General features: G+C 70.1%; 18 protein-coding genes. 1 reads left to right on the top strand and 17 read right to left on the bottom strand.

Annotated features, from left to right (window positions below; all coding sequences use genetic code 11):
- Positions 1-97 precede the first annotated feature (97 nt).
- The 17 genes from HQK15_RS09885 to HQK15_RS09810 form a co-directional block, all read right to left on the bottom strand.
- The gene (locus HQK15_RS09885) at positions 98-1,192 is read right to left on the bottom strand and encodes a hypothetical protein (protein WP_173491303.1); all 1,095 of its coding nucleotides are present in this window, start codon (positions 1,190-1,192) and stop codon (positions 98-100) included.
- Positions 1,193-1,239: 47 nt separating this feature from the next.
- The gene (locus HQK15_RS09880) at positions 1,240-2,358 is read right to left on the bottom strand and encodes a cysteine desulfurase family protein (protein ID WP_173491302.1); all 1,119 of its coding nucleotides are present in this window, start codon (positions 2,356-2,358) and stop codon (positions 1,240-1,242) included.
- Positions 2,359-2,361: 3 nt separating this feature from the next.
- Positions 2,362-3,204: a carboxylating nicotinate-nucleotide diphosphorylase gene (gene nadC / locus HQK15_RS09875; RefSeq protein WP_173491301.1), complete on the bottom strand. Its 843-nt coding sequence runs from the start codon at positions 3,202-3,204 to the stop codon at positions 2,362-2,364.
- A gap of 123 nt (positions 3,205-3,327) precedes the next feature.
- Positions 3,328-4,869 (bottom strand): L-aspartate oxidase, encoded by a 1,542-nt coding sequence (gene nadB, locus HQK15_RS09870; RefSeq protein WP_173491300.1) that lies wholly within the window; start codon positions 4,867-4,869, stop codon positions 3,328-3,330.
- A gap of 27 nt (positions 4,870-4,896) precedes the next feature.
- Positions 4,897-6,153, bottom strand: a complete 1,257-nt coding sequence (gene nadA / locus HQK15_RS09865; RefSeq protein WP_173491299.1) for a quinolinate synthase NadA — start codon at positions 6,151-6,153, stop codon at positions 4,897-4,899.
- Positions 6,150-6,842 (bottom strand): NUDIX hydrolase, encoded by a 693-nt coding sequence (locus tag HQK15_RS09860; RefSeq protein WP_254450914.1) that lies wholly within the window; start codon positions 6,840-6,842, stop codon positions 6,150-6,152. Before HQK15_RS09860 ends, nadA begins: the two co-directional genes overlap by 4 nt.
- Before the next feature lie 204 nt (positions 6,843-7,046).
- Positions 7,047-10,448 (bottom strand): error-prone DNA polymerase, encoded by a 3,402-nt coding sequence (locus HQK15_RS09855; protein WP_173491763.1) that lies wholly within the window; start codon positions 10,446-10,448, stop codon positions 7,047-7,049.
- A 135-nt stretch (positions 10,449-10,583) separates the two neighbouring features.
- Positions 10,584-12,116 (bottom strand): DNA polymerase Y family protein, encoded by a 1,533-nt coding sequence (locus tag HQK15_RS09850; RefSeq protein ID WP_367649133.1) that lies wholly within the window; start codon positions 12,114-12,116, stop codon positions 10,584-10,586.
- Positions 12,113-12,763 carry a DnaE2-dependent mutagenesis accessory factor ImuA' gene (gene imuA', locus HQK15_RS09845; protein ID WP_173491298.1) on the bottom strand — a complete coding sequence of 217 codons (651 nt, stop codon included), beginning with the start codon at positions 12,761-12,763 and terminating at the stop codon, positions 12,113-12,115. The genes HQK15_RS09850 and imuA' overlap by 4 nt, the downstream gene beginning before the upstream one ends.
- Before the next feature lie 62 nt (positions 12,764-12,825).
- Positions 12,826-14,553, bottom strand: coding sequence for a dipeptide ABC transporter ATP-binding protein (locus HQK15_RS09840; protein ID WP_173491297.1), 1,728 nt, complete (start codon positions 14,551-14,553; stop codon positions 12,826-12,828).
- Complete coding sequence (locus tag HQK15_RS09835; RefSeq protein WP_173491296.1) at positions 14,550-15,530, bottom strand: ABC transporter permease; 981 nt, start codon at positions 15,528-15,530, stop codon at positions 14,550-14,552. The genes HQK15_RS09840 and HQK15_RS09835 overlap by 4 nt, the downstream gene beginning before the upstream one ends.
- The gene (locus HQK15_RS09830) at positions 15,523-16,452 is read right to left on the bottom strand and encodes an ABC transporter permease (protein WP_173491295.1); all 930 of its coding nucleotides are present in this window, start codon (positions 16,450-16,452) and stop codon (positions 15,523-15,525) included. The genes HQK15_RS09835 and HQK15_RS09830 overlap by 8 nt, the downstream gene beginning before the upstream one ends.
- 145 nt (positions 16,453-16,597) lie before the next feature.
- The gene (locus HQK15_RS09825) at positions 16,598-18,241 is read right to left on the bottom strand and encodes a peptide ABC transporter substrate-binding protein (RefSeq protein WP_173491294.1); all 1,644 of its coding nucleotides are present in this window, start codon (positions 18,239-18,241) and stop codon (positions 16,598-16,600) included.
- A 258-nt stretch (positions 18,242-18,499) separates the two neighbouring features.
- Positions 18,500-19,447: an electron transfer flavoprotein subunit alpha/FixB family protein gene (locus tag HQK15_RS09820; protein ID WP_173491293.1), complete on the bottom strand. Its 948-nt coding sequence runs from the start codon at positions 19,445-19,447 to the stop codon at positions 18,500-18,502.
- Positions 19,448-19,462: 15 nt separating this feature from the next.
- The gene (locus tag HQK15_RS09815) at positions 19,463-20,245 is read right to left on the bottom strand and encodes an electron transfer flavoprotein subunit beta/FixA family protein (RefSeq protein WP_367649132.1); all 783 of its coding nucleotides are present in this window, start codon (positions 20,243-20,245) and stop codon (positions 19,463-19,465) included.
- Positions 20,246-20,448: 203 nt separating this feature from the next.
- The gene (locus HQK15_RS18855) at positions 20,449-20,583 is read right to left on the bottom strand and encodes a hypothetical protein (RefSeq protein ID WP_302477575.1); all 135 of its coding nucleotides are present in this window, start codon (positions 20,581-20,583) and stop codon (positions 20,449-20,451) included.
- Positions 20,584-20,705: 122 nt separating this feature from the next.
- Positions 20,706-21,968, bottom strand: coding sequence for a hypothetical protein (locus tag HQK15_RS09810; protein WP_173491292.1), 1,263 nt, complete (start codon positions 21,966-21,968; stop codon positions 20,706-20,708).
- A 379-nt stretch (positions 21,969-22,347) separates the two neighbouring features.
- Between HQK15_RS09810 and HQK15_RS09805 the strand changes: the two genes are divergently transcribed.
- Positions 22,348-22,533, top strand: a complete 186-nt coding sequence (locus HQK15_RS09805) for a hypothetical protein (protein ID WP_173491291.1) — start codon at positions 22,348-22,350, stop codon at positions 22,531-22,533.
- Positions 22,534-22,541: the final 8 nt, after the last annotated feature.

Raw genomic sequence — 22,541 nt, 5'->3', positions numbered from 1 at the left:
TTGAAACGATTTAATGAACTGCGGACCACCCTATGACCGGGGTCACACGCAGGTCAACGGTCCGCCGGTGGCCGGGTCCGGCCATCTCGCACGCGTCTCAGCGCGGCGGCGTCTCGCAGGCGGAGTACATCGAGATCGACACGTATCCTCCGCTGCCGCTGAAGGTCACCTCCACGGTGCTGCGCAGTGCGTCCCCGTCGTCGGGATAGGACGAGATACGCAGGTAGGCGTCGTCGCTGCGGCCGAACTCCGCGAGGTCGTCGAGGTCGACCAGCGGCTCCGGACTGCCCTGCTCGACCATCACCTGCGAGATCGAGTCGACGAGGTCGCGGCTGGGGGCGATCGGCGTGACGACCCGGTCCTCCCCCGTCTCCTCCACGACGCTCTCCCGCAGACGGACCGACACCCGGCGGCTCCAGCCCTTGTAGCCGGCGTCGTCCTCGCAGGCGCTCAGCCGAGACTCCGGGGACTCCCACTCGCCGCCCACGGCCTGCTGCAGCTCGGTCACCATCGTGCCCTGCAGATCGACGGTCCGGGCCGAGACGCCTCGCGGAGGCTGGTCGTCGAACGGCGGTCGGTTCGTGGCGTCGAACCAGGCGATGACACCCGCCACGATCAGGACGATCAGCACCAGCGTCCCGCCGAAGCCGGCCAGCCACGGGTGCAGGGCCCGCCACGGCATCGTGCCTCGGGCGGCGCGGTCGAACTCCCGGGGCGTGAGCAAGCCGTCGAGCACCGGCACGTCCGCGGCGGCTGCGATCCGGACCAGGTCGTCCTGCTCCCAGTAGGCGCCGTTCAACCGGATCCGCGGTCCGCCCGAGCGCGCCCGAAGGACCAGGACCTGGCTGGTCCTGCCGACCGGTGAGGCATTGAGCTCGGCCAGCGCTCCGACCACGTCGTCGTCGAGGCGGATCCGGGTGCGGCGGAGCCACCGGCGGTACTCGATGCGGTCGGACGTCAGGACGACGCGGCTCGAGGCGATGTGGATCGCGATGCACCCGAGCGTCACCGCGACCGTGACCACGAGCAGGATGATCAGGAAGGCGACCTCGCCGCGCCGCAGGGCCGAGGCCACACCGCCGCCGACCAGAGCGACCAGGACCCCCAGGCCGCGGACGGGCGTGCCGAACCAGCGGCGATAGGCCGAGACGTCTGCGCGTAGCACCGTCGCGGCGGTCCCCCGATCGTCCATGGCGACCATCCTCACAGCACGCGCGGGTTGACGCTGTCGCGGGATGCCTAGGCGCCCAGGCCGCCGACCGCGCGCACCAGCTCGTCGGCGGCTGCGTCGAGATCGGCCTCGGTGGTCGTCCGCCCGAACGTGAAACGCACCGCGGTCTGTGCGACCTCGGCCGACAGACCCATCGCCGTGAGCACGTGGCTCGGGTCGTCGCTGCCGGCCGCGCAGGCGGAGCCGCTCGAGCTGACGATGCCGCGGCGCTCGAGGTCGAGCAGGATCGACTCCCCGCTGGTGCCCGGGAACACGAACGAGGCGCTGCCGGGCAGCCGGTGCTGCGGGTGGCCGGTCAGCACGGCCCCCGGGACGCCGGCCAGCACTCGGGCGATGAAGGCGTCCCGGCGGGCGGCCGCCTCGCTGGTGTCGCCGCCGGCGAGGCGCAGGGCCGTCGCCATACCGACGGCCGCGGCGACGTTCTCGGTGCCCGAGCGTCGTCCCCCCTCCTGGCCACCACCATGGATCAGCGGCTCGAGCGGGACGCGCCGTTGGACGAAGAGGATGCCGACCCCCTTGGGCGCCCCGACCTTGTGGCCGGAGATGCTGAGCGCCTGGACACCGAGCCGTCCGACGTCGAGGTCGAGCCATCCGGCGGCCTGCACGGCATCGGTGTGGAACGGCGCCCCGCGGGTGGCCGCGATGCGGCTGAGCTCCGCGATCGGCTGGACCGTGCCGACCTCGTTGTTGGCGTACTGGACGCTGACCAGCGTGGTGTCGTCGCGGAGGGCCGCCTCCAGGGTCTCGGGCTGGACCGTGCCGACGTCGTCGACCGGCAGCAGCGTGATCTCGTACCCGGTTCGGCCGAGGAAGGCTGCGGACTCCAGCACCGCCGGGTGGTCGACCGCCGAGACGACGACGTGCCGTCCTCGCGGTGCCGCCAGGGCGATGCCCTTGATCGCGGTGTTGTCGGACTCGGTGCCCCCGGAGGTGAAGGTGATCTCCGACGCCCTCGCACCGAGCACCTGCGCGACGTCGGCGCGGGCCTGCTCGAGCGCTCGGCTCGCGGCCTCACCGACCTCGTGGTGGCTCGACGGGTTGCCGAACTGTGGCCCCAGGTAGGGCCACATCGCCTCGAGCACCTCCCGCCTGACCGGGGTGGTGGCCGCCTCGTCGAGGTAGATCACGCGTCAGGACACCCGGATGTCGAGCCCGAGGTCGAGGGCACGGACGCTGTGGGTCAGCGCCCCGACGGAGATCACGTCGACACCGGTGCCGGCGACGTCGGCGATGGTGTCGAGCGTGATGCCACCGCTGGCCTCGATGACGGCACGTCCCGCGACCTGGGCGACGCCCGCGCGCAGGTCGTCGAGACTGAAGTTGTCGAGCATGATCGTCCCGACCACGCCGGAGTCGAGCACCGTGTCGATCTGGTCGAGCCGGTCGACCTCGACCTCGATGTGGGTCGTGTGCGGCAGGTCGGCGCCGGCCTGGCGAAGAGCCGTGGTCACGTCGGTGATGACGGCGAGGTGGTTGTCCTTGGCCATGACGGCGTCGGACAGCGAGTAGCGGTGGTTGTGGCCGCCGCCGCAGCGCACGGCGTGGCGCTCCAGCGCGCGGAGCCCGGGCGTGGTCTTGCGGGTGTCGACGACGCGGACGCCCGTGCCGGCGACCGCCTCGACGTACGTGCGGGTGAGGGTCGCGATGCCGGTCATGCGCTGCACGAGGTTGAGCGCGACCCGCTCGGCCTGCAGGACGACCCGGGCAGGTCCCTCGACCCGGGCCAGCACGGCGCCGCGGTCGAAGGAGTCACCGTCGGACGCCTCGAGGGTCACGGTCACTGCGGGATCGAGGCGCGTCATGGCGATCTCGAAGACCTCTGCCCCGGCGAAGACTCCGGGCTCACGGGCGACCAGCTCGGCCCGGGCGATCGCCGTCGCCGGCACGAGCGTCTGCGACGTGAGGTCGCCGAAGGGGGCGTCCTCGTCGAGCGCCATGTCGACGACCCGCTGGATCTGACGACGTTCAAGCATCGGGGTTCCTTCGAGGAGACGGATCGTGAGGCATTCGGACGCTCTGACGACCCGGATGCCTCAGGCTCTGGTGCGGAGCCGACGGATCGTGAGACATTCGGACGCTCTGACGACCCGAATGCCTCATGATGCGTCGTCCCGGGCGGCGATCGCCGAGTGCCGGGCCTGGGCAGGATCGGTCTGCGGGTAGTCGGTGCGGTAGTGGCCGCCACGCGACTCCTCCCGCGCCAGGGCCGTGGCGACGACCGCTCGGGCCACGACCAGCAGGTTGGCGTCCTCGGCGGCCTTGGCGTCGGTGACCTCCGGCGACTTCCAGCGCTTGAGCTCTGACGCAGCCTGCGCCAGGTCGGCCCCGTTGCGGGCCAGGCCGGCGGCGTCCCACATGAGCTGCTGCAGGTCGGCCCGGCTGACGTCGTGCGCGTCAGGGTCGTCGGTCAGGTCGAGGTCGAGCGGAGCGAGCCAGTCGGCGTCGAAGGCGGCGACCGGCTGCGAATCACGCAGGCCCTCGATGACGCGCGAGCCGTAGACCGCACCCTCGAGCAACGAGTTGGACGCCAGGCGGTTGGCACCGTGCAGACCGTTGCAGGCGGCCTCGCCCACGGCGTAGAGACCCGGCACCGAGGTGCGTCCCCACTCGTCGGTGCGGATGCCGCCCATGTAGTAGTGCGCCGCGGGCGTCACGGGGATCGGGACGATGCCCCAGTCGTAGCCCTGGGCGCGGCACGCGGCGTCGATGTTGGGGAACCGGCGAGCCAGGAACTCCGCGCCCAGCGCCGTTGCGTCGAGCCGCACGGGGATGCCGGGCTGGCGGGCCATCTGCTGGGCGATGCCGCGGGCCACGACGTCACGGGGCGCGAGCTCGGCGTCGGGGTGCACGTCGAGCATGAACCGCTTGCCGTCGGCGTCGATCAGCACGGCACCCTCACCGCGAACGGCCTCCGACACCAGGAAGTTGCCGGGAGCATCGAGCGACGTCGGGTGGAACTGGTAGAACTCCAGGTCTGCCGCGACGGCGCCGGCGCGCAGCGCCATGCCCAGACCGTCGGCGGTCGCGACCGCGGGGTTGGTCGTGTAGGGGAACAGCTGTCCGGCGCCGCCGGTCGCCAGGATCACCGCGTCGGCGCGCAACTGCTCACCGCCCAGCAGCGTGACGCCCACGACCGTGCCGCCCTCGACGATCAGGTCGACGACCGTGGTCTGCTCGCGCACCGTCACGTCGCTCGCGCGGACGCGGTCGATGAGGGCGTACGCGATGCCGGCGCCCGTGGCGTCGCCGCCGGCGTGCAGGATGCGGGCGTGTGCGTGTGCCGCCTCCAGGCCGTGCGACAGCTCGCCGTCGTGGCGGTCGAACTGCACGCCACGTCCGATGAGCTCGTCCATCGCGGCCGGGCCCTCGGCGCACAGGATGCCGACGGTGTCGGGATCGCTGAGGCCTGCTCCGGCCACGAGGGTGTCGGCGACGTGCGAGGCGACGGAGTCGCCCAGCGTCGGCGCACCCGGATCGGCCATGTCGTCGATGACGACGGCGACACCGCCCTGCGCGTAGCGGGTGTTGCTCTCGGCGAGGTCGGCCTTCGTCAGGAGCGTGACGTCGAACGTGTCCACGGCCTCCAGCGCCGCGGTCATGCCCGCGACGCCACTGCCGACGACGATGATGCTGGTCATCTCACTGCCCTTCGTGTGCACGGTGTGTCACTTCGGGAGCGCGGCGAGCATGCGCTCGAGCGCGATCTTGGCGTCGGCCGCGATGTCATCGGCGACGACGATCTGGTTGTGGACCTCGCCGGCGACGAGCCCGTCGAGCGTCCACGCGAGGTAGCCCGGGTGGATGCGATACATCGTCGAGCAGGGGCACACCACCGGGTCGAGGCAGAAGATCGTCCGGTCGGGGAACTCGGCTGCGAGCCGGTTGACCATGTTGATCTCGGTGCCGATCGCGATCGTATCGCCGGGCTCTGATGCGATGACGAACTTGCGGATCGCGTCGGTCGAGCCGGCGGCGTCGGCGGCGTCGACCACGGGCATGGGGCTCTCGGGGTGCACGATGATCTTGACACCGGGGTACTCCGCGCGGGCCTTCTCGATCTGCGCGACGCTGAAGCGCTTGTGGACCGAGCAGAAGCCGTGCCACAGGATGACGCGGGCACTCTCCAGGTCGTCGAGGCTGTTGCCGCCGAGCGGCTTGCGCGGGTTCCACATCGGCATCTGCTCGAGCGGGATGCCCATCGCCTTGGCCGTGTTGCGGCCCAGGTGCTGGTCGGGGAAGAACAGCACGCGCTGCCCGCGCTCGAACGCCCACTCCAGGACGGTCGCGGCGTTGGACGACGTGCAGACGATGCCGCCGTGCTTGCCGCAGAACGCCTTGAGGGCGGCCGAGGAGTTCATGTAGGTGACCGGGATGACCGGCTGCTTGCCGTCCGCATCGGGCTCGGTGCCGTAGTAGTCCATGAGGTCTTCCCAGCAGGCCTCGACCGAGTCCTCGTCGGCCATGTCGGCCATCGAGCAGCCGGCGGCCAGGTTGGGCAGGATGACCTTCTGCTCCGGGCGGGCCAGGATGTCGGCGGTCTCGGCCATGAAGTGGACGCCGCAGAACACGATCGTGTCGGCGTCCGGCTTGGTGAGCGCCGCGTTGGCCAGCTGGAACGAGTCACCCACGAAGTCGGCGTACTGGATGACCTCGTCACGCTGGTAGAAGTGCCCGAGGATGACGAGCCGGTCGCCCAGGGTCTCCTTCGCCGCCTTGATGCGGGCGTGGAGCTCCTCGTCGCTCATGCGCTGGTAGGCGGCGGGCAGCTGCCCGGGGCGCGTGACCGGGGTGGGGATGACGTCGTCCTCGGAGGCTCCGGGGCCGTAGCCGGGGAACGTGTCGAACTCCCACGGCCCCTTGGCCAGCTCGACGTCGCAGCTCTCGGCGGGCTTCTCGACGATCTGGGTGTTGACGGAACTCATCGTTGCTCCTCGGGGGCGGGAGAGGGCGCGCCGGCCTCGAAACGGAACAGCGCGGGGGGACGGTGGCTGGTGCCCTGCAGGCAGGTGCCGGTGGGGACGAGGGTCTTGCTGGCCAGCGCCTGGCGGCGGAAGTTGGCCGGGTCGAGGGTCGTGCGCAGCACTGCCTCGTGGACGGCGCGCAGCTCCGCGAGGGTGAACTCCTCCGGCAGGAACGCATGCGCGATCGGGGTGTAGGTGATCTTGGCGCGCAGGCGGGCCAGGGCGTAGTCGACGATCGAGGTGTGGTCGAAGGCCAGGGGCGGCAGCTCGTCGGCGACGAACCATTCGACGTTCTCGCCGTCGACGGCGCGCGCCACCTCGTCGGGACGCACCAGCGCCCAGTAGACGATCGACACGACGCGGTCGTCGGGCGAGCGGTCGACGTTGCCGAAGGCGTACAGCTGCTCGAGGTAGTGCGGGGCGAGCCCCGTCGTGCGCTCGAGGGTGTGCTGCGCGCTGGCGGCAAGGTCCTCGTCGGCCTCGAGGGGGCCGCCCGGCAGGGCCCACTGCCCCTCGTAGGGCTCGCGGATGCGCCGCACCAGCGGGAGCCAGAGCGTCATCAGGCCGCTGTCGGGGTGCGGCCGCAACGCGAAGATGACGGTGGAGACCGCGAGCGAGACCCGCTGGTCGATCGACGACGACATAGTCATGACAGCTCCCTCCGCGACTTAAAGTAGAAATGACTCTAAGACAGGGTAACCCGACCTTAAAGTCACGTCAACACTAACCCCCCGTCCGCTGACGAGACCCTTCCCGCCCCCTGAGGAGAGGGTTCCCGCCCCTGGTGGGGCGGCAACGGTCTCGTCGAGGGGCGGTAGAGGTCTCGTCAAGGGGCCACAAAGGTCTCGTCAGCGTCACTGGAAGTCGCGGCCGCGGTGGCGGGCGGGGATGGCGCGGGCGGCCTGGGGGTAGACCTCCTCGATGCGCATCAGCTTGTCGGCGACGAGGTTGACGACACCCTCGGGGCTGCGCTCGAGCATGCCGCGGATGATCATGCCCGCGGCATTGCGACCCACGACCCGATAACGCCTCCAGAGCGCCTCGGAGCAGACGACGTTGAGCATGCCGGTCTCGTCCTCGAGGTTGAGGAACGTGACCCCCGCGGCGGTCGCCGGCCGCTGCCGGTGGGTGATCAGGCCCGCGACCTTGACCCGACGGCGCGACTCCGCCACGGCCGTGTCGGCCACCGACAGGATGCCCTCACCCTGCAGCAACGGCCTCAGGTGCTCGACCGGATGGGTCTCGGGCGAGATCCGCGTCGACCAGAGATCGGCCATCGTGATCTCGACGTCGCTCATGCCCGGCAGCATCGGCGGTGGGGCCTGCACCGCCGTGCCCTCGAGCTGGTCGCGACTCTCGACGTAGCCCGCGTTCCACAGCGCCTGGCGCCGCGACAGCCCGAAGGCGTCGAACGCCCCCGCGGTCGCCAGCGACTCCATCTGCGCCACGGTCAGGCCGGCCCGCCGGGCGACGTCGGCCATGTCGTCGAAGGGACGCTGCTCGCGCTCCGCCACGATCCGCCGGGCGACGTCGACGCCGATGCCCTGCACCTCGTCGAGCCCCAGACGAACGGCGAACGCACCGTCACGGCGGTGCTCCGGCGTCGGGTCGGGCGTGCCGGGCACGAACGACGGCACCGGCGGCTGGACACGGTCGAGGCAGGCGACACGGACCGGACCTGCTCCCCCGTCGCCCAGCGGCTCGAGGTCGGCGAGGGCCCCGGACCGCGTGATGTCGGGCCGCAGCACCGTGACGCCGTGACGCCGCGCGTCGGTCGTCAGCGACTGCGGCGAGTAGAACCCCATGGGCTGGTTGCGCAGCAGTGCCGCGAGGAACGCCCCCGGATAGTGCAGCTTGAGCCACGAGCTGGCGTAGACCAGCAGGGAGAAGCTGAGGGCATGGCTCTCGGCGAAGCCGAAGTTGGCGAACGACTTGATCTTGAGATAGATCCCCTGGGCCTCCTCGTCGGTCAGCCCGTGGCGCGCCATGCCGGCGAAGAGCTTGTCCTCCAGCGACTCGATGCGCTCGATGCCTCGCTTGGAGCCCATCGCCCGGCGCAGCAGGTCGGCCTCGTCTCCGGTGCAGTCGCCGATCGCGATCGCCATCTGCATGAGCTGCTCCTGGAACAGCGGCACCCCCAGCGTCCGCCGCAGCACGGGCTCGAGGATCGGGTGCGGATAGGTGATCTCCTCCTTGCCCATCGCGCGGCGGATGTAGGGGTGCACCGCACCGCCCTGGATCGGCCCGGGCCGGATCAGCGCGATCTCGATCGCGAGGTCGTACGCCCGACGGGGCTGCAGCCGGGGCAGGGTGCCGATCTGTGCCCGGCTCTCGACCTGGAACACCCCGATCGAGTCGGCCCGGCAGAGCATGTCGTAGACCGCGGCCTCCTCCTTGGGGATGGAGTCGAGGTCCCACTGCTCCCCCAGGTGCTCGGCGACGATCTGCATCGTGTGGTCGAGGGCCCCGAGCATGCCGAGCCCCAGCAGGTCGAACTTGACCAGCCCCATGAACTCGCACGCGTCCTTGTCCCACTGCAGGACCGTGCGCCGGTCCATGCGGCCGCGCTCGATCGGACAGACCTCCCCGATGGGCCGCTCGGTGAGGATCATGCCGCCGGAATGGATGCCCAGGTGCCGAGGCGCCGTCATCATCTGCCGCGCCAGCGCCACGACCTGGTCGGGGACGCCCTGCGCGTCGTCGCTGCCGATCGCCCCCCACGCGTCGATCTGCTTGGACCACGCGTCCTGCTGCCCCGTGGAGTGCCCGAGCGCCTTGGCGGCGTCGCGGATCGCCGATCGCGGTCGATAGCTGATGACGTTGGCGACCTGCGCGGCGTTGTGGCGTCCATAGGTCTCGTAGACCCACTGGATGACCTCCTCACGGCGGTCGGAGTCGAAGTCGACGTCGATGTCGGGCTCCTCCTCGCGCGTCGTCGCGAGGAACCGCTCGAACGGCAGGTCGTAGAAGATCGAGTCGATCGCGGTGATCTTGAGGGCGTAGCAGAGCGCGGAGTTGGCCGACGATCCCCGACCCTGGCAGAGGATGCCGCGGCGGCGCGCCTCGGCGACGATGTCGTGGACGATGAGGAAGTAGCCCGGGAAGTCCTTCTCCTCGATGACCGCGAGCTCACGCTCGATGCGCTCGCGTGCCGCGTCCTGGTCGTGCGCGTAGCGGTCGCGGATGCCTCGCTCGGCCAGCTCCCGCAGCCAGCTCATGGCCGTGTGGCCGGCGGGGATGCCCTGCTTGGGCAGCCTCGGGGTGGCGGCCCGCAGGTCGAAGGCGATCTCGTCGGCCAGCGGGACCGTGCGCTCGACTGCTCCCGGGAAGCGGTGGAACAGCCGCCGCATCTCGGCGCCCGACCGCAGGTGCGCACTGCCCGTGGCGGGCAGCCAGCCGTCCATGTCGGCGAGGCTGCGACGGGCGCGGACGGCCGCCATCGACGCCGCCAGGCGGCCGGACGCAGGCCTGGCGAAGTGCACGTTGTTGGTGGCGACCGTCGCGAGCCCGTGGTCGCGGGCGAGATCGGCCAGCGTGTCGTTGACCGCGCTGTCGGTCGGGAAGCCGTGGTCGATGAGCTCGACACCGACGCCGTCGATGCCGAACAACGCCGTCAGCCGGTCGAGCGCCGCCGCGGCAGCATCACGTCCGCCTGTGGCCAGCGCGTCGCGGACGTGCCCCTTGCGGCACCCGGTGAGGACGACCCAGTGGTCTCGCCCTTGCGCAGCGAGCTCCTCGAGGTCGTAGACCGGGCGTCCCTTCTCGTCGCCGCGCAGCTGCGCGTCGGTGATGGCTGCGGCGAGACGGTGGTAGCCCTCGACCCCCCGTGCGAGCACGAGCAGGTGGTTGCCCTCAGGGTCGGCGACACCGTTCTGGGGCGCGCGCAGATCCAGCGACAGCTCGGCGCCGTAGACCGTCCGCAGACCGTGCTCGGGATACTTGGCGCTCTCCTCGGCGAACCGCGGCGCCCCGTAGAAGCCGTCGTGGTCGGTGATCGCGAGCCCGTGCAGGCCCAGGGCGATGGCCTCCTCGACCAGGGCGTCGGGACCGCTCGCACCGTCGAGGAAGCTGAAGTGGCTGTGGCAGTGCAGCTCGGCATAGGGGACGACCGGCCCGTCGGGTCGGGAGATCTCCTTGGGACCGGTCTTCTTGCGCTTGCGCGACCATCCGGGGGCGTCACCGCCGTCGGGCTCGGTCCGCCCCGACAGCCGGCGCTCGAGCTCGCGCCACGAGATGTCGGGATTGTTCCACCCCATCAGGGCGCCTCCGAGCACGGGGAGCACGACCCGCTGCCTCGCGAGTGGCGCAAACCGAGCCGCGAGTGGCGCAGATACGCACGACACGCCGTCTCAAAACCTTGATCTTGCGCCACTCGCGGAACGGGGGGTGGGTCAGTCATATTGGGCCTCGGTCCACCAGTGACCGCCCTCGACGATCATGAGGAATGCGCTGCCGTCGACGCCGACGACCTGGAACCGTGCGATCCGGCGCGCCTGCGCCTCGTCCCACCAGTGGTCGTCGACCGGCCACGGCCCCGCCCACGACGCGACCGGCTGCCACTCCTGCCCGGCCGCTGCGCGGAACCGGGCGGGCTCGCCCGTGACGACGCCGCGCCCGGTGACCCCGATCGGCTGCCCCTCCGCACCGACGACCATGGCCTGCTGCGGCTCGGTGAACACCGTGGCCGGCGCCGGCGGCGGCAGGCTCCCCGGCCACGGCCGTCCCACTGCCCGGGCTGCCACAGGGCGCTCGCCCCACGGCGTGAGCAGCCGCCGCTCCCCCGGACCCCGGCCACCCTGCACCGCGACCGAGACGACCGCCTCGTGCCCGACGATGCTCTGCACCCGGGCGACGCCCCGCTCGACCCGCTCGTCGGGCCCCCCGCCGAAGAGGCTGTCGGCGTGGTCGCCCAACGGCTCGGTGACCTCGGGGATCAGGCGCACCGCGTCGACCGGCGCCCGGATCGCGCCGTCGACCGAGAGCTGCCACCGGACCCGGTCGATCAGGTCGGTGGGGCCGAACCAGCGCGGATGCATCCAGCGCCGTGACGTCGCGAGCGATCCGTCGGCGTCGACCTCGATCAACACCGTCGTGCAGACCAGACCGTGGCCCGCGAGATCGCTGACGAACGCCTCGGCGGTCGTGCGGAGGCTGAACGCGATCGGCTCGACGAGCTCGAGCGGTGGCTCCAGCACCAGCGTCGCCTCGAACTCCGGCGGCACCTGCCGGCGACTGATGGGCTGCGGGTCCTGGCCGCGCGCCAGCCGGTGCAGCAGCGCACCGTGCGTGCCGAACCGGGTGTGGACGTCGGCCGGCGGCAGCGCCGCGAAGTCGCCCAGGGTCAGCAGGCCCATGCGCCGCAGCAGACCCACCAGGTCGGGATCGTCGAGCGCATCGATCGGCAGGTCGCGCAGGAACTGCCCCGACCCGCCCTCGGGGACGACCACGCTGTCCTGGGCCAGGGCGCGTCGGGCGGCCTGCTCGGCGGCGAACAGCCCGTCGGCGATGCCCGCGCGGACGTCCCACACCCCGAGGTCGACGAGCCGCTCGGCGATGACGGCCGCCGCCTCGGCCTCGCCTCCGTAGAAGCGGGCCGGCACCGAGATCGCGCACAGCCCCGGCCGCAGCGGCGCGACACCGGGGCTGAGCTGCTCGATCGCGGTCAGCACCGCCTCGAACGCCCGGGCGTCGGCATCGGGGTTGTGGTCGCGCAGCACCAGCCCGGGACACCGCGACTGGGCGTCACGTCGGCGCATGCCACGACGTACGCCCTCGGCACGTGCCGCCTGCGAGCACGCCAGCACCTGCCCCTGGTGCAGCACCGCAGCAGGCACCGTGGCCGGCACGTCGACCGCGACGACGGGCCAGTCGGGTGCCCACAGCACCATCGTGCGGCCTGCGGCCCGACCGCGATCGGTGCTCACGACACGCTCCGCAGCCGGGTCGGGGCGTCCTCGACCCGGCGGATGACCTGGGCCTCGTCGGGCATCCACAGCCGCCCCCGGCGCGCCGGTGCCGTGCCTCGCTGCACCTCGATCGTGGCGCGCCGCGCCTGCAGGTGCCCGTGGCCCCGGCCGACGCCGACCCACTCGACCTCGCGCATCGTCAGTCGCGCCTCGCTGCGCGGCCAGTCGCCGTGCGCGATCAGGATGCCGCCGCGCTGCCGCAGCCGGGCGCCGATGCGGCTGACGTCCTTGGCCCCCACGTGCGCCGGTGCCCGCAGCACCACCACGCCGAGGACGTCGATCAGTGCCGCCGTCACCTCGAGCCAGGCCTCGCCCGGATCGGGCACCAGGATCGTGCGGCGCAGCTCGACCCCGGCCGCCGCAGCCGCCTCGAGCCCCAGCTCGGCCGAGCCCACGACACCGCACCACGCGCCGTCGGCGGACGGCCCCGCCATGAGCGCCACCGCCAGGCTCATGGAGTCGACCGAGTAGGTCGACCCGGCCTGCAGCTGCAGCAGCCCGGCGAAGGCTGGATGCGTGGCGACCGGCTGGGCGGCCGGTCGCCCCTGCATCTGCTGGACCCGCTCACGCAGCTCACTGAGGGTGGGTGCTGCGGATGGGCTCATTCACCCATCTTCGAACATCTGTTCGAACGAGTCAATCCGGCGATCGAACTACGAGACGCTCCCTATCCACCCAGCGGGATGGACGCTCCCGGGATCGCGTCGAGCAGCCGGCGCGTGTACTCCTGACCCGGGTTGTCGAACACCTCGGACACCGAGGCGGCCTCGACGACCTTGCCGTTCTGCATGACCAGGACGTCGTCGGCGATCTGCCGGACGACGGCGAGGTCGTGCGTGATGAACAGGTAGCTGAGGCCCAGCTCGGCCTGCAGGTCGTTGAGCAGCTCGAGGATCTGCGCCTGCACCAGGACGTCGAGCGCCGACACCGCCTCGTCGCAGATGACGACCTCGGGATCCAGGGCGAGCGCACGGGCGATGGCCACGCGCTGACGCTGGCCGCCGGACAGCTCGGTCGGGAACCGCGACATCACGGTGGTCGGCAGCGAGACCTTGTCGAGCAGGTCGCGCACCTTCGCCTCGCGCTCCTTCTTGGTGCCGATCTCGTGGGTGCGCAGCGGCTCCTCGATCGACTGGTAGATCGAGTAGAGCGGGTCGAGCGATGCGTACGGGTTCTGGAACACCGGCTGCATCTGGCGGCGCAGCCTCAGGTGCTCGCCGCGTCCCTTGAGGTCACGCACGTTCTTGCCGTCGAAGATCACGTTGCCCGACGTGGGCGGCAGGAGGTCGAGGACCATGCGGGCCACGGTCGACTTGCCCGAGCCCGACTCCCCCACGATCGCCGTGATGGTGCCGCGGCGCAGCCGGAACGAGACGTCCTCGACAGCGGCGAAGTCGATCTTCTCCCAGGGCTTGGAGCCACGGAGCGTGAAGATCTTGGTCAGGTTCTCCGCGACGAGGATGTCGTCACGGCCCTCGCCCAGCGCCGAGCTGCTCTCGGCGACCTCTGCCGCGATCTCGGAGGCGGTCTGGACCGCTTGCTCACGCACCTCGGCACGTGCCCGGACCGACGACAACCGCTGAGACGCCAACGACGGGGCGTTCGACACCAGCCGCTTGGTGTAGGGGTGCTGCGGGTCCTGCAGGATCTCGCGCGCCGGACCGGACTCGACGATCTTGCCGCGATACATCACGACGAGGTGGTCGGCCCGCTCGGCCGCGAGGCCCAGGTCGTGCGTGATCAGCATGACCGCGACACCCAGGGTGTCGGTCAACGTGTCGAGGTGGTCGAGGATCTGCTTCTGCACCGTCACGTCGAGGGCCGAGGTCGGCTCGTCGGCGATCAGGAGCTTGGGCCGCGACGCGAGCCCCATCGCGATGAGGGCGCGCTGGCGCATGCCACCGGAGAACTCGTGGGGGTACTGCCGCGCGCGGGTCTCCGCATCGGGCAGACCTGCCTCCTCCAGCAGCTCGACGACCCGCTTGTCGGCGGCGTCGCCCGTGGCCACACCGTTGGCGACGAGCGCCTCCTTGATCTGGCGCCCCACCTTCCACAGCGGGTTGAGGTTGGACATCGGGTCCTGCGGCACCAGGCCGATCGACGAGCCACGCAGGGCGAGCACCGCCTTGCGGTCGGCCCGGGAGATGTCTCGGCCCTCGAAGAGGATCTCGCCGCTGATGACGTGGCCCGAGCCGGGCAGCAGGTCGATGACCGCGTGCGCCAGCGTCGACTTGCCGGACCCGGACTCACCGACGATCGCGATGGTCTGGCCCGGGTAGATGCTCAGCGACGCACCGTCGACGGCCGTCAGGACCGCCTTCTTGCCGGTGCGGAAGCCGACCTTGAGGTCCTTGACCTCGAGCAGGGGCGCATCGTTCACAGGTTGCGTGGTCATGACTTCCTCGCCTTCGGGTCGAGCGCTTCACGGACGGCCTCTCCCAGCAGGACGAAGCCGAGCACCGTGACGGCCAGCGCCGTTGCCGGGACCCACATGACGACCAGGTGCTGGCCCGACCGGACGAGCGTCTGCGCGTCGGACAGGTCGTTGCCCCACGACACGATGTTCTGCGGCAGACCGAGCCCGAGGAACGACAGCGCCGACTCCGACACGATGAACACACCCAGCATGATCGTCGCCGACACGATGACCGGCGAGAGGGCGTTGGGAACGATGTGACGGCGCAGGTTGGTCAGCTTGGAGGCTCCGATCGCCGTGGCGGCGTCGACGAACTCCAGGTTCTTGACCTCGAGGACGGCACCACGCATCTGTCGCGTGATCTGCGGCCAGGCGAAGACCGCGAGTGCCAGCACGACGACGGACACCGAGCCCCAGAACCCGCGGTTGGGGAAGATGTTGTTGATCACCGAGATGACCACGATGCAGGCCAGCAGCAGCGGGATCGAGAAGAAGATGTCGCTCAGGCGCGAGACCAGCGTGTCGGTGATGCCGCCGTAGAAGCCAGCGACCGCACCGGAGATCATGCCCAGCAGCACCGTGGCGATCGTGGCGAGCACGCCGACGGCCACCGAGGCGCGCGCGCCGTAGACCGTGCGGGCCCAGATGTCGCCACCCTGGAAGTTGTAGCCGAACGGGTGTCCCTCGCTGGGCGGTGCGAACTGGTTGCTCAGGTTGTTCGCGTTGCGCGCGTACGGGTCGACGTCGGTGAACAGCCCCGGGAACGCGACCATGACCGCCAGCACCAGGATGATGACGCTCGACAGCCAGAACAGCGGCGACCTGCGCAGTCGCTTCCAGGCTTCTCTCCACTGGCTCTCGGGCACGGCGTCGACGTCGACGGCGTCGATCGCACGCAGCGGCGTCTCGTCGAGTGGGGCGACGAAACGCTCCTGCCCCGGACGGGTCTCAGACATAGCGGATCCTCGGATCGAGAACGGCGTACAGGAGGTCGACGATCAGGCTCATGAAGACGTAGATCATGACCATGACGGCGACGACGGAGACGGTCAACGGCGTGTCGCCGCGGTTGACCGCCTGGAAGGCGAGGTTGCCGATGCCCTGCACGTTGAAGATGCCCTCGGTGATGATGGCACCGGCCATCAGCGAGCCGAGGTTGATGCCGATGTAGGTGACGACCGGCACCAGCGAGTTGCGCAGCACGTGGTTGCGGATCACGAGCGACTCGGACAGGCCCTTGGCGCGTGCGGTGCGGACGTGGTCGGCGGTCAGGTTGTTGGCCACGGACGTGCGCGTCAGCCTCGTCGTGGTGGCGATGTTGGCGATGGCCAGCACGAAGGCCGGCAGGATCAGGTCGCCGACCGACCAGTCCCCTCCGACCGTGGGCGAGAAGATGCCGAACTTGACCCCGAACAGGAACTGGAGCACGAAGCCGACCACGAAGATCGGCACCGAGAGCAGGACCAGGGACAGCACGAGCGTGATCGAGTCGAACCAACCGTTGCGGCGAAGGCCGGCGATGGTGCCGACGACGATGCCGATGACGGCGTCCATCGCGAGCGCCATGAGCGCCAGGGTCGCCGTGACCGGGAGGGCGTTGCTGATCTTCTGGAAGACCGGCTGACCGTCGAGACCGACGAAGTCAGGGTTGAAGGTGACGACGTCCTTCAGGAAGTAGAGCCACTGGACGAGGACGAAGTCGTTGAGGTGGTACTGGTCGCGCAGTGCCTGACGAACCTCGTCGGAGATGGGCTTGTTGCCCGCGAGAGCGACGATCGGGTCGCCGGGGCGCAGCTTCGTCAGCAAGAAGATGATGAGCGTGGCCCCGAGAAAAACCGGGATGGTCTGGAGCAGTCGCTTGGCGACGTACCACCACACGAGGCCTCCTGGGATGTCGGAAGGATGGAACCGGCACACCTACATTGCCACCTGGTCCAATTGACAATGGTGCACCGATGTCGGACGCGGCGCACGGGGGCAGCCCTGGTGAGGGCTGCCCCCGCGGCCGATGGTGCCGGTCGAGCTACTTCGTCAGAGCGTAGTAGTCGGGCTTCTGCTTCCAGTTGAACACGAAGTCCTTGAGGTCCGTCGTGGTCACTGCCGTGGCGTTCTGGTACCACAGCGGGATGGCCGGAAGGTCCGTCAGGAGCAGCGTCTGGGCCTCGGTGATCAGCTTGTAGCGGTCGTCGCCCTTGGCGGCGGCGGCCTGCTGGATCAGCTTGTCGAAGTCCTTGTTGCTGTAGTCACCGTCGTTGGATCCGGCGCCCGTGGCGTAGATCGGTCCGAGGTAGTTGAGCATCGACGGGTAGTCGGCCTGCCAACCGGTGCGGAACGGCGTCTTGATGCTGCGGTCGGTGACGACCGTGCGCAGCTCGTCGAACGTCGGGTACGCCTTGGGCGCCGCGTCGATGCCCAGGGTGTTCTTGATCTGGTTGGCCATCGCCTCGGAGAACTCCTTGTTGCCTGCTCCGTCGTTGTTGTAGGCGAGCTCGAACTTGCCGCTCCACTTGTCGATCTTGTCGGCCTCGGCCCACTTGGCCTTGGCCTCCTCGGCGTTGAACGTCAGCACCTCGTTGCCGGGAACCTCGTCGGTCCAGCCGTCGAGGACGGGCGACGTGAAGTCGCTCGCGGGCGTACGGGCGTTGTTGAAGATCTTCTCGGTGATCTCGGGACGGTTGATCGCCATCGAGATCGCCGCGCGACGCAGCTTGCCCTCTTCGTCGTTGCCGAAGTGCGCGAGGCGCTCGGGGATCGTGAAGGAGGAGAAGCTCGAGCCGGGCTCGTTGTAGGCCTTGACGCCCGAGTCGCTCTCGAACGTGGTCAGGGCGCTCGGCGGGACCTGGTCCAGGACGTCGAGGTTGCCCGACTGCACGTCGGTGTAGGCAGCGTCGGTCGAGTTGTAGAACTTGAAGACCAGTCCGCCGTTCTTCGGCTTGTGGACGCCCGTGTAGTCGGGGTTCGGCTCGAGGGAGATCTGCTTGTTCTTCTCCCAGCCGGACTTGGTCAGCTTGTACGGGCCGTTGCCGATCGGGGCGTCGCCGTACTCCTTGGTGATCTTGCCCGACTCGTCGTACGCGACGTCAGGCACCGGGAAGTAGGCCGAGTAGCCCAGGCGCAGCGGGAAGTCGGACTCCGACTCCTTCAGCGTGATCGTGAAGGTCTTGTCGTCGACGACCTTGAGGCCGGAGACGGTGTCTGCGCCCTTCTCGGTGTTGCCCACGTCGTCGGTGCCCTTGATCGGGTAGAAGAAGTAGTTGTTGAGCTGCTTGTTGGCGGGGTTGGCGCCGTAGTTCCATGCCTTGACGAATGAGTCGGAGGTCACGTCGGAGCCGTCGGTGAACTTCTGGCCATCCTTGAGCTTGACGGTCCAGACCGTGCTGTCCTCGTTGCCCTCGATCGACTCGGCCACCTCGTTGGTGACGGATCCGTCGGTGTTGTAGGCCACCAGACCGGAGAAGAGGTTGTCGAGCGGGTCGCCACCGCCGACCTCGTTGGTCGCGGTCGGGATCAGCGGGTTCTGCGGGTTGGTGCCGTAGACCGAGATGATGGCGTCGCTGCTCGCGCTGCCTCCATCGCTGTCACTGCCGCCACCGCAGGCAGCCAGGGTCAGGCTGCCGGCCGCGATCAACGCCACACCCGCCAGGCGGGTACGCCGAGAGAGTCGCATGGATTCCTCCTGTGTTTGTCTGGTGCACGCTGGCGCGCGCCTCCTATGACTATCACTGGGATCCGGTCAGCGGACAGCGCTGAAGGCCTGCTTAACCAAGTTGACACCAAAGATTGTCAATAGTCAGCACGGGCCATGCGGGACGTCCGCACGGGTCATCGCCGCTGGTCAGAGCGGGTGAGTGCTTGTCTCGAAATGCGAGATGCCCGGTCCCGCGCGGGTGCGCGGGACCGGGCATCTCAGGGGTGACGCCGAGGCTCAGCCCTTGCGCTTCTTGACCTCGTCGGTCGCCTGCGGGAGGACGGCCTTCAGGTCGCCCACGACACCGAAGTCGACGAGCTCGAAGATCGGGGCCTCGTCATCCTTGTTGACCGCGATGATCGTCTTGGACGTCTGCATGCCGGCGCGGTGCTGGATCGCACCGGAGATGCCGTTGGCGACGTAGAGCTGCGGCGAGACCGTCTTGCCGGTCTGGCCCACCTGGAACGAGTGCGGGTACCAGCCGGAGTCGACCGCCGCGCGCGACGCGCCCACGGCCGCGCCGAGGCTGTCGGCGAACGCCTCGACCTCGGTGAAGTCGCCACCGGTGCCACGGCCGCCGGAGACGACGATCGCGGCCTCGGTCAGCTCGGGACGACCCGAGGCGGCCTTCTCCTTGGACGACGTGATCTTGGCGCCCTTGGCGGCGTCGGAGATGTCGGCCGTCTTGGCCTCGACCGCACCGGCGCCGGCGGCGGCCTCGGGGGCCGTTGAGTTGGGCTTGACCGAAATGACCGGCGCACCCTGGGTGACCTGCGACTGCACCGTGAAGTTGCCGGCGAAGACCGACTGCGTCGTGGTGATGGTGCCGCCGTCGGCCTGGACGTCGACCGCGTCGCCGATCCAGCCGGCCTCGGTCTTGAGCGCCACGCGGGCGCTGATCTCCTTGCCCTCCGCGCTGGCACCGACGAGGACGGCCGCGGGGCTCGTCTCGGTGACGAGCTGCGCGATGGCCTCGGCCTTGGGGCCGACGAGGAACTCGCCGTAGGCGGCGTCGTCGTAGGTGTAGATCTTCTCCGCGCCGTACTCGGCGAGGACGCCGTTGTCGGCAGCGCCGAACACGATGGCGGACGGCTCGCCGATGCGGCGGGCGATCGTGAGCAGCTCGAGCGACGGCTTGGTGACCTTGCCGTCGGGAGCGTCGATCAGGACGAGTACTTCAGTCATGTGCTGCAGCCCTTCTCAGACGAACTTCTTGGAGGCGAGGAACTCGACGAGCTTGGCGCCGCCGTCTCCCTCGTCGGTGACGATCTCGCCGGCCGTGCGCGCGGGGCGCGGCTCGAACGACTGGACCTGGGACCACGCGGCGTCGAGACCGACCGAGCCGGCGTCGAGACCCAGGTCGGCGAGCGACCACTCCTCGACGGGCTTCTTCTTGGCGGCCATGATGCCCTTGAACGACGGGTAACGGGCCTCGCCGGTCTGGTCGGTCACCGAGACGACGACCTTGCCGGTCGCCTCGATCTCCTGCGTCGCGACGTCACCGTCGCGGCGGATCTTGACCGTGTCGCCGTCGACCGTGATCTCCGAGGCGAACGTGACCGCCGGGAGGCCGAGGCGCTCGGCGACGAGCGTCGGGACGACACCCAGACCGCCGTCGGTCGACGCCATGCCGAAGAACAGCAGGTCGTAGTCGCCGACCTTCTCGATCGCCTTGGCGAGCACGGCGGAGGTGGCGAAGGCGTCGGAGCCGTGGATGGCCTCGTCGGAGACGTGGATGCCCGAGTCGGCGCCCATCTGCAGCGCCTTGCGGACGGCGTCGGCAGCGTCATCAGGCCCGACCGTCAGCACGACGACCTCACCCTCACCGGCCTCGACGACCTGGAGCGCCTGCTCGACCGCGTACTCGTCGAGCTCTGAGAGCAGACCATCGACGCCAACGCGGTCGACGGTGTTATCGGCGCTGAAGGTCCGGTCTGCAGTGGCATCCGGCACGTACTTCACAGCGACAACGATTTTGGTCACGAGGACCCTCCTGTGAATCTGGGTCACGACGTCCAGTCGGGCGTCGCGGCAGTCTGGGACTGTTCACAGGCCACCATCCCATGCAGCTGAGGCAGGGGTGAGGTGGCCCTACTTCACCTGAATGTTACCCAGCCGTAGTAATTCGGGCGACCTCTGCGCGGCATGGGGTAGGTCACACCTGGCCCACGTCACCGCGACGGGAGCTACTTGCGGGCGAGGATCAGGTCGATCGAGGGATCGTCGACGAGCGAGGCCGCACGGTCGACGCTGATGAGGACGACCGCTCCGATGGCAGCGACGAACGTCGCGGCGAGCGCGATGACGATGAAGAGAAACATGGGAGTCCGATCGGTCAGGGCAGCGAGACGCTGCACAGATGAAGACTCACCAGCACCGGGTTCGTGACGCCGTTCGACCGTGCGACCTGGGACACGCGGCGCGAGCCCATGCTGTCGTGCCCTCAGTCGTCGATGCGCGACCGCAGGAACGACTGAGCGAAGACACCCACGAGCAGGTAGCCGATCGACCCGGCACCCCAGGCGACGAGCGCCTCCTTCATGTCGGCGTTGACGCCGCTGAAGGAGAACGCGTCTCGCAGCGGGCCCACGAGGGTGTCGCAGACCGAGGACAGGGCGTCATAGGCACCATTGCCCTCCCCCACTCCCAGCGCCACCATCAGCGCGCCGACCGCGAGCAGCACCGAGCAGATGAGGCCGATCGCCCCGATCGCTCCGGCGGCGAACGCGAGACGCTTCGTGCTCGACGCGTCCGGCGCGGCCCCGGTGCGCCCCTTGCGATCCGGGGAGACCAGCGCGTCGGCGGACGCCTGGCGCTTGGCGGCAGAGGCCTGGCGGCGACGGTCGACGAAGCTCAGCTTGGGCTCGCGGGGGGGCTCGACGAAGGGATCGTCGTCGGTCTCGCGGGACGCCTTGGAACGGCGCGCGGCCTCCTTGGCCTCAGCTCGCTCACGGCGCGCGGCCTCCTTGGCCTCGCGACGCTCGTCGCGCGCAGCAGCCTGAGTCTCGGCGGTCGCAGCGGCGAGGGCCTTCTTGGCCTCCTCGCGCTCACGGCGCTGGGCCTCACGGGCCTGCACGCGTGCCTGCTGAGCAGCCTGCTTCTCGTCCTCACGGCGTCGCCGCTCGACCTCGCGCGCCTCGGCCTCGGCCTGCTTGGCGGCCGCCAGGGCTGCCACGTCGGCCTCGGGCACCGCGATCTGCTCGGCGGTCGGCTCCTCGGCCTCCGTCGCGACGTCCTGGACGTCCTCCACGACCTCCACGTCCTCGACGCTCTCGGTGGCGGTGTCGGTGTCGGTGTCGGTGTCGGTGTCGGTGTCGGTGTCGGTGTCGACGTCGGCCGGCGCCTCCTCGGCCGGGGCCACAGGCAGCTCGACCTCGACCGATTCCGTCTCGGGCGACTCGACCTCGGGTGACTGGACCTCGGGCGATTCCGCCTGGACCGATTCCACCTCGGGCGAATCGACCTCGGGTGACTCCTGCTCGGCGAGCCGGCTGTCGACGCGCTCGGCCTGCCGGGCGGCCGCGATGTCGGCACGGGCCTTGGCCTTGGCCTTGGCGGCCTTCTCTCGCGCCTCGACCCGCTGGACCCGGGCACGCTGCTTGGCAGCAGCGCGCTCCTCACGGGCCGACAGGACCGTCGCGGGCTCGTCCGGCTCGTCCGGCTCGGACTGATCCGGCTCGACCTGCTCCGGCTCGATCGGCGCCACCTCGGCATCAGCGTCGTCGGTCTCGGATGCCGCGGGGGCCTGCTGGGCCTCGAGGCGGGCAGCCTCCTGGGCAGCGGCGGTCTCGGCGGCGAAGGCAGCTGCACGTGACGCAGCCTCCGCCTCGGCTGCCCTGGCCTGTTCGGCCTTGGCCTCAGCAGCCTCCGCCTCGGCTGCCCTGGCCTGTTCGGCCTTGGCCTCGGCGGCCTGCCTCCGCTCGGCCTCGCGCTCGGCGCGCGCACGCTCCTTCGCCTCGCGCCGCGCCTGCTTGGCATCGGCACGCTCACGACGTGCCGTCGCCCTGGCCTCGGCCTTGAGCCGGCGGGGGTCGGGCTCGGGCTCCGCGTCCGGGTCAGGCGCGACAGCCTCGACCGGGACCTCGATGTCGGGGACGCTCGCCAGCTCCTCGACGGGGTCGACGTCCGGCGCGACCGGCGAGAAGAGCCAGTCGGCCGGCGTGGCGGCCGACTCCAGGCCGATCGTCTCCGGCTCCTCGACCTGCGTCAGGGCAGGCGCGTCGACCTCGACGGTCTCGCGGCGCTTCGCCGCGAGGCCATCGGATGCCTGATCCGCTAG

The sequence above is a fragment of the Aeromicrobium stalagmiti genome (assembly GCF_013283745.1).
Taxonomy (GTDB): Bacteria; Actinomycetota; Actinomycetes; order Propionibacteriales; family Nocardioidaceae; genus Aeromicrobium; species Aeromicrobium stalagmiti.
Note: the sequence above shows the minus strand (reverse complement) of the source record. Positions and strands in the feature narration are given on the sequence as shown.

Excerpts from the sequence above, each read along its gene's own strand:
- HQK15_RS09820 (WP_173491293.1), bottom strand. The coding sequence starts at position 19,447 with ATGACTGAAGTACTCGTCCTGATCGACGCTCCCGACGGCAAGGTCACC.
- nadB (WP_173491300.1), bottom strand. The coding sequence starts at position 4,869 with ATGACCAGCATCATCGTCGTCGGCAGTGGCGTCGCGGGCATGACCGCG.
- HQK15_RS09825 (WP_173491294.1), bottom strand. The coding sequence starts at position 18,241 with ATGCGACTCTCTCGGCGTACCCGCCTGGCGGGTGTGGCGTTGATCGCG.
- HQK15_RS09885 (WP_173491303.1), bottom strand. The coding sequence starts at position 1,192 with ATGGACGATCGGGGGACCGCCGCGACGGTGCTACGCGCAGACGTCTCG.
- HQK15_RS09805 (WP_173491291.1), top strand. The coding sequence starts at position 22,348 with ATGTCGGGGACGCTCGCCAGCTCCTCGACGGGGTCGACGTCCGGCGCG.
- nadC (WP_173491301.1), bottom strand. The coding sequence starts at position 3,204 with ATGCTTGAACGTCGTCAGATCCAGCGGGTCGTCGACATGGCGCTCGAC.
- HQK15_RS09835 (WP_173491296.1), bottom strand. The coding sequence starts at position 15,530 with ATGTCTGAGACCCGTCCGGGGCAGGAGCGTTTCGTCGCCCCACTCGAC.
- HQK15_RS09860 (WP_254450914.1), bottom strand. The coding sequence starts at position 6,842 with ATGACTATGTCGTCGTCGATCGACCAGCGGGTCTCGCTCGCGGTCTCC.
- imuA' (WP_173491298.1), bottom strand. The coding sequence starts at position 12,763 with ATGAGCCCATCCGCAGCACCCACCCTCAGTGAGCTGCGTGAGCGGGTC.
- HQK15_RS18855 (WP_302477575.1), bottom strand. The coding sequence starts at position 20,583 with ATGTTTCTCTTCATCGTCATCGCGCTCGCCGCGACGTTCGTCGCTGCC.
- nadA (WP_173491299.1), bottom strand. The coding sequence starts at position 6,153 with ATGAGTTCCGTCAACACCCAGATCGTCGAGAAGCCCGCCGAGAGCTGC.
- HQK15_RS09840 (WP_173491297.1), bottom strand. The coding sequence starts at position 14,553 with ATGACCACGCAACCTGTGAACGATGCGCCCCTGCTCGAGGTCAAGGAC.
- HQK15_RS09855 (WP_173491763.1), bottom strand. The coding sequence starts at position 10,448 with ATGGGGTGGAACAATCCCGACATCTCGTGGCGCGAGCTCGAGCGCCGG.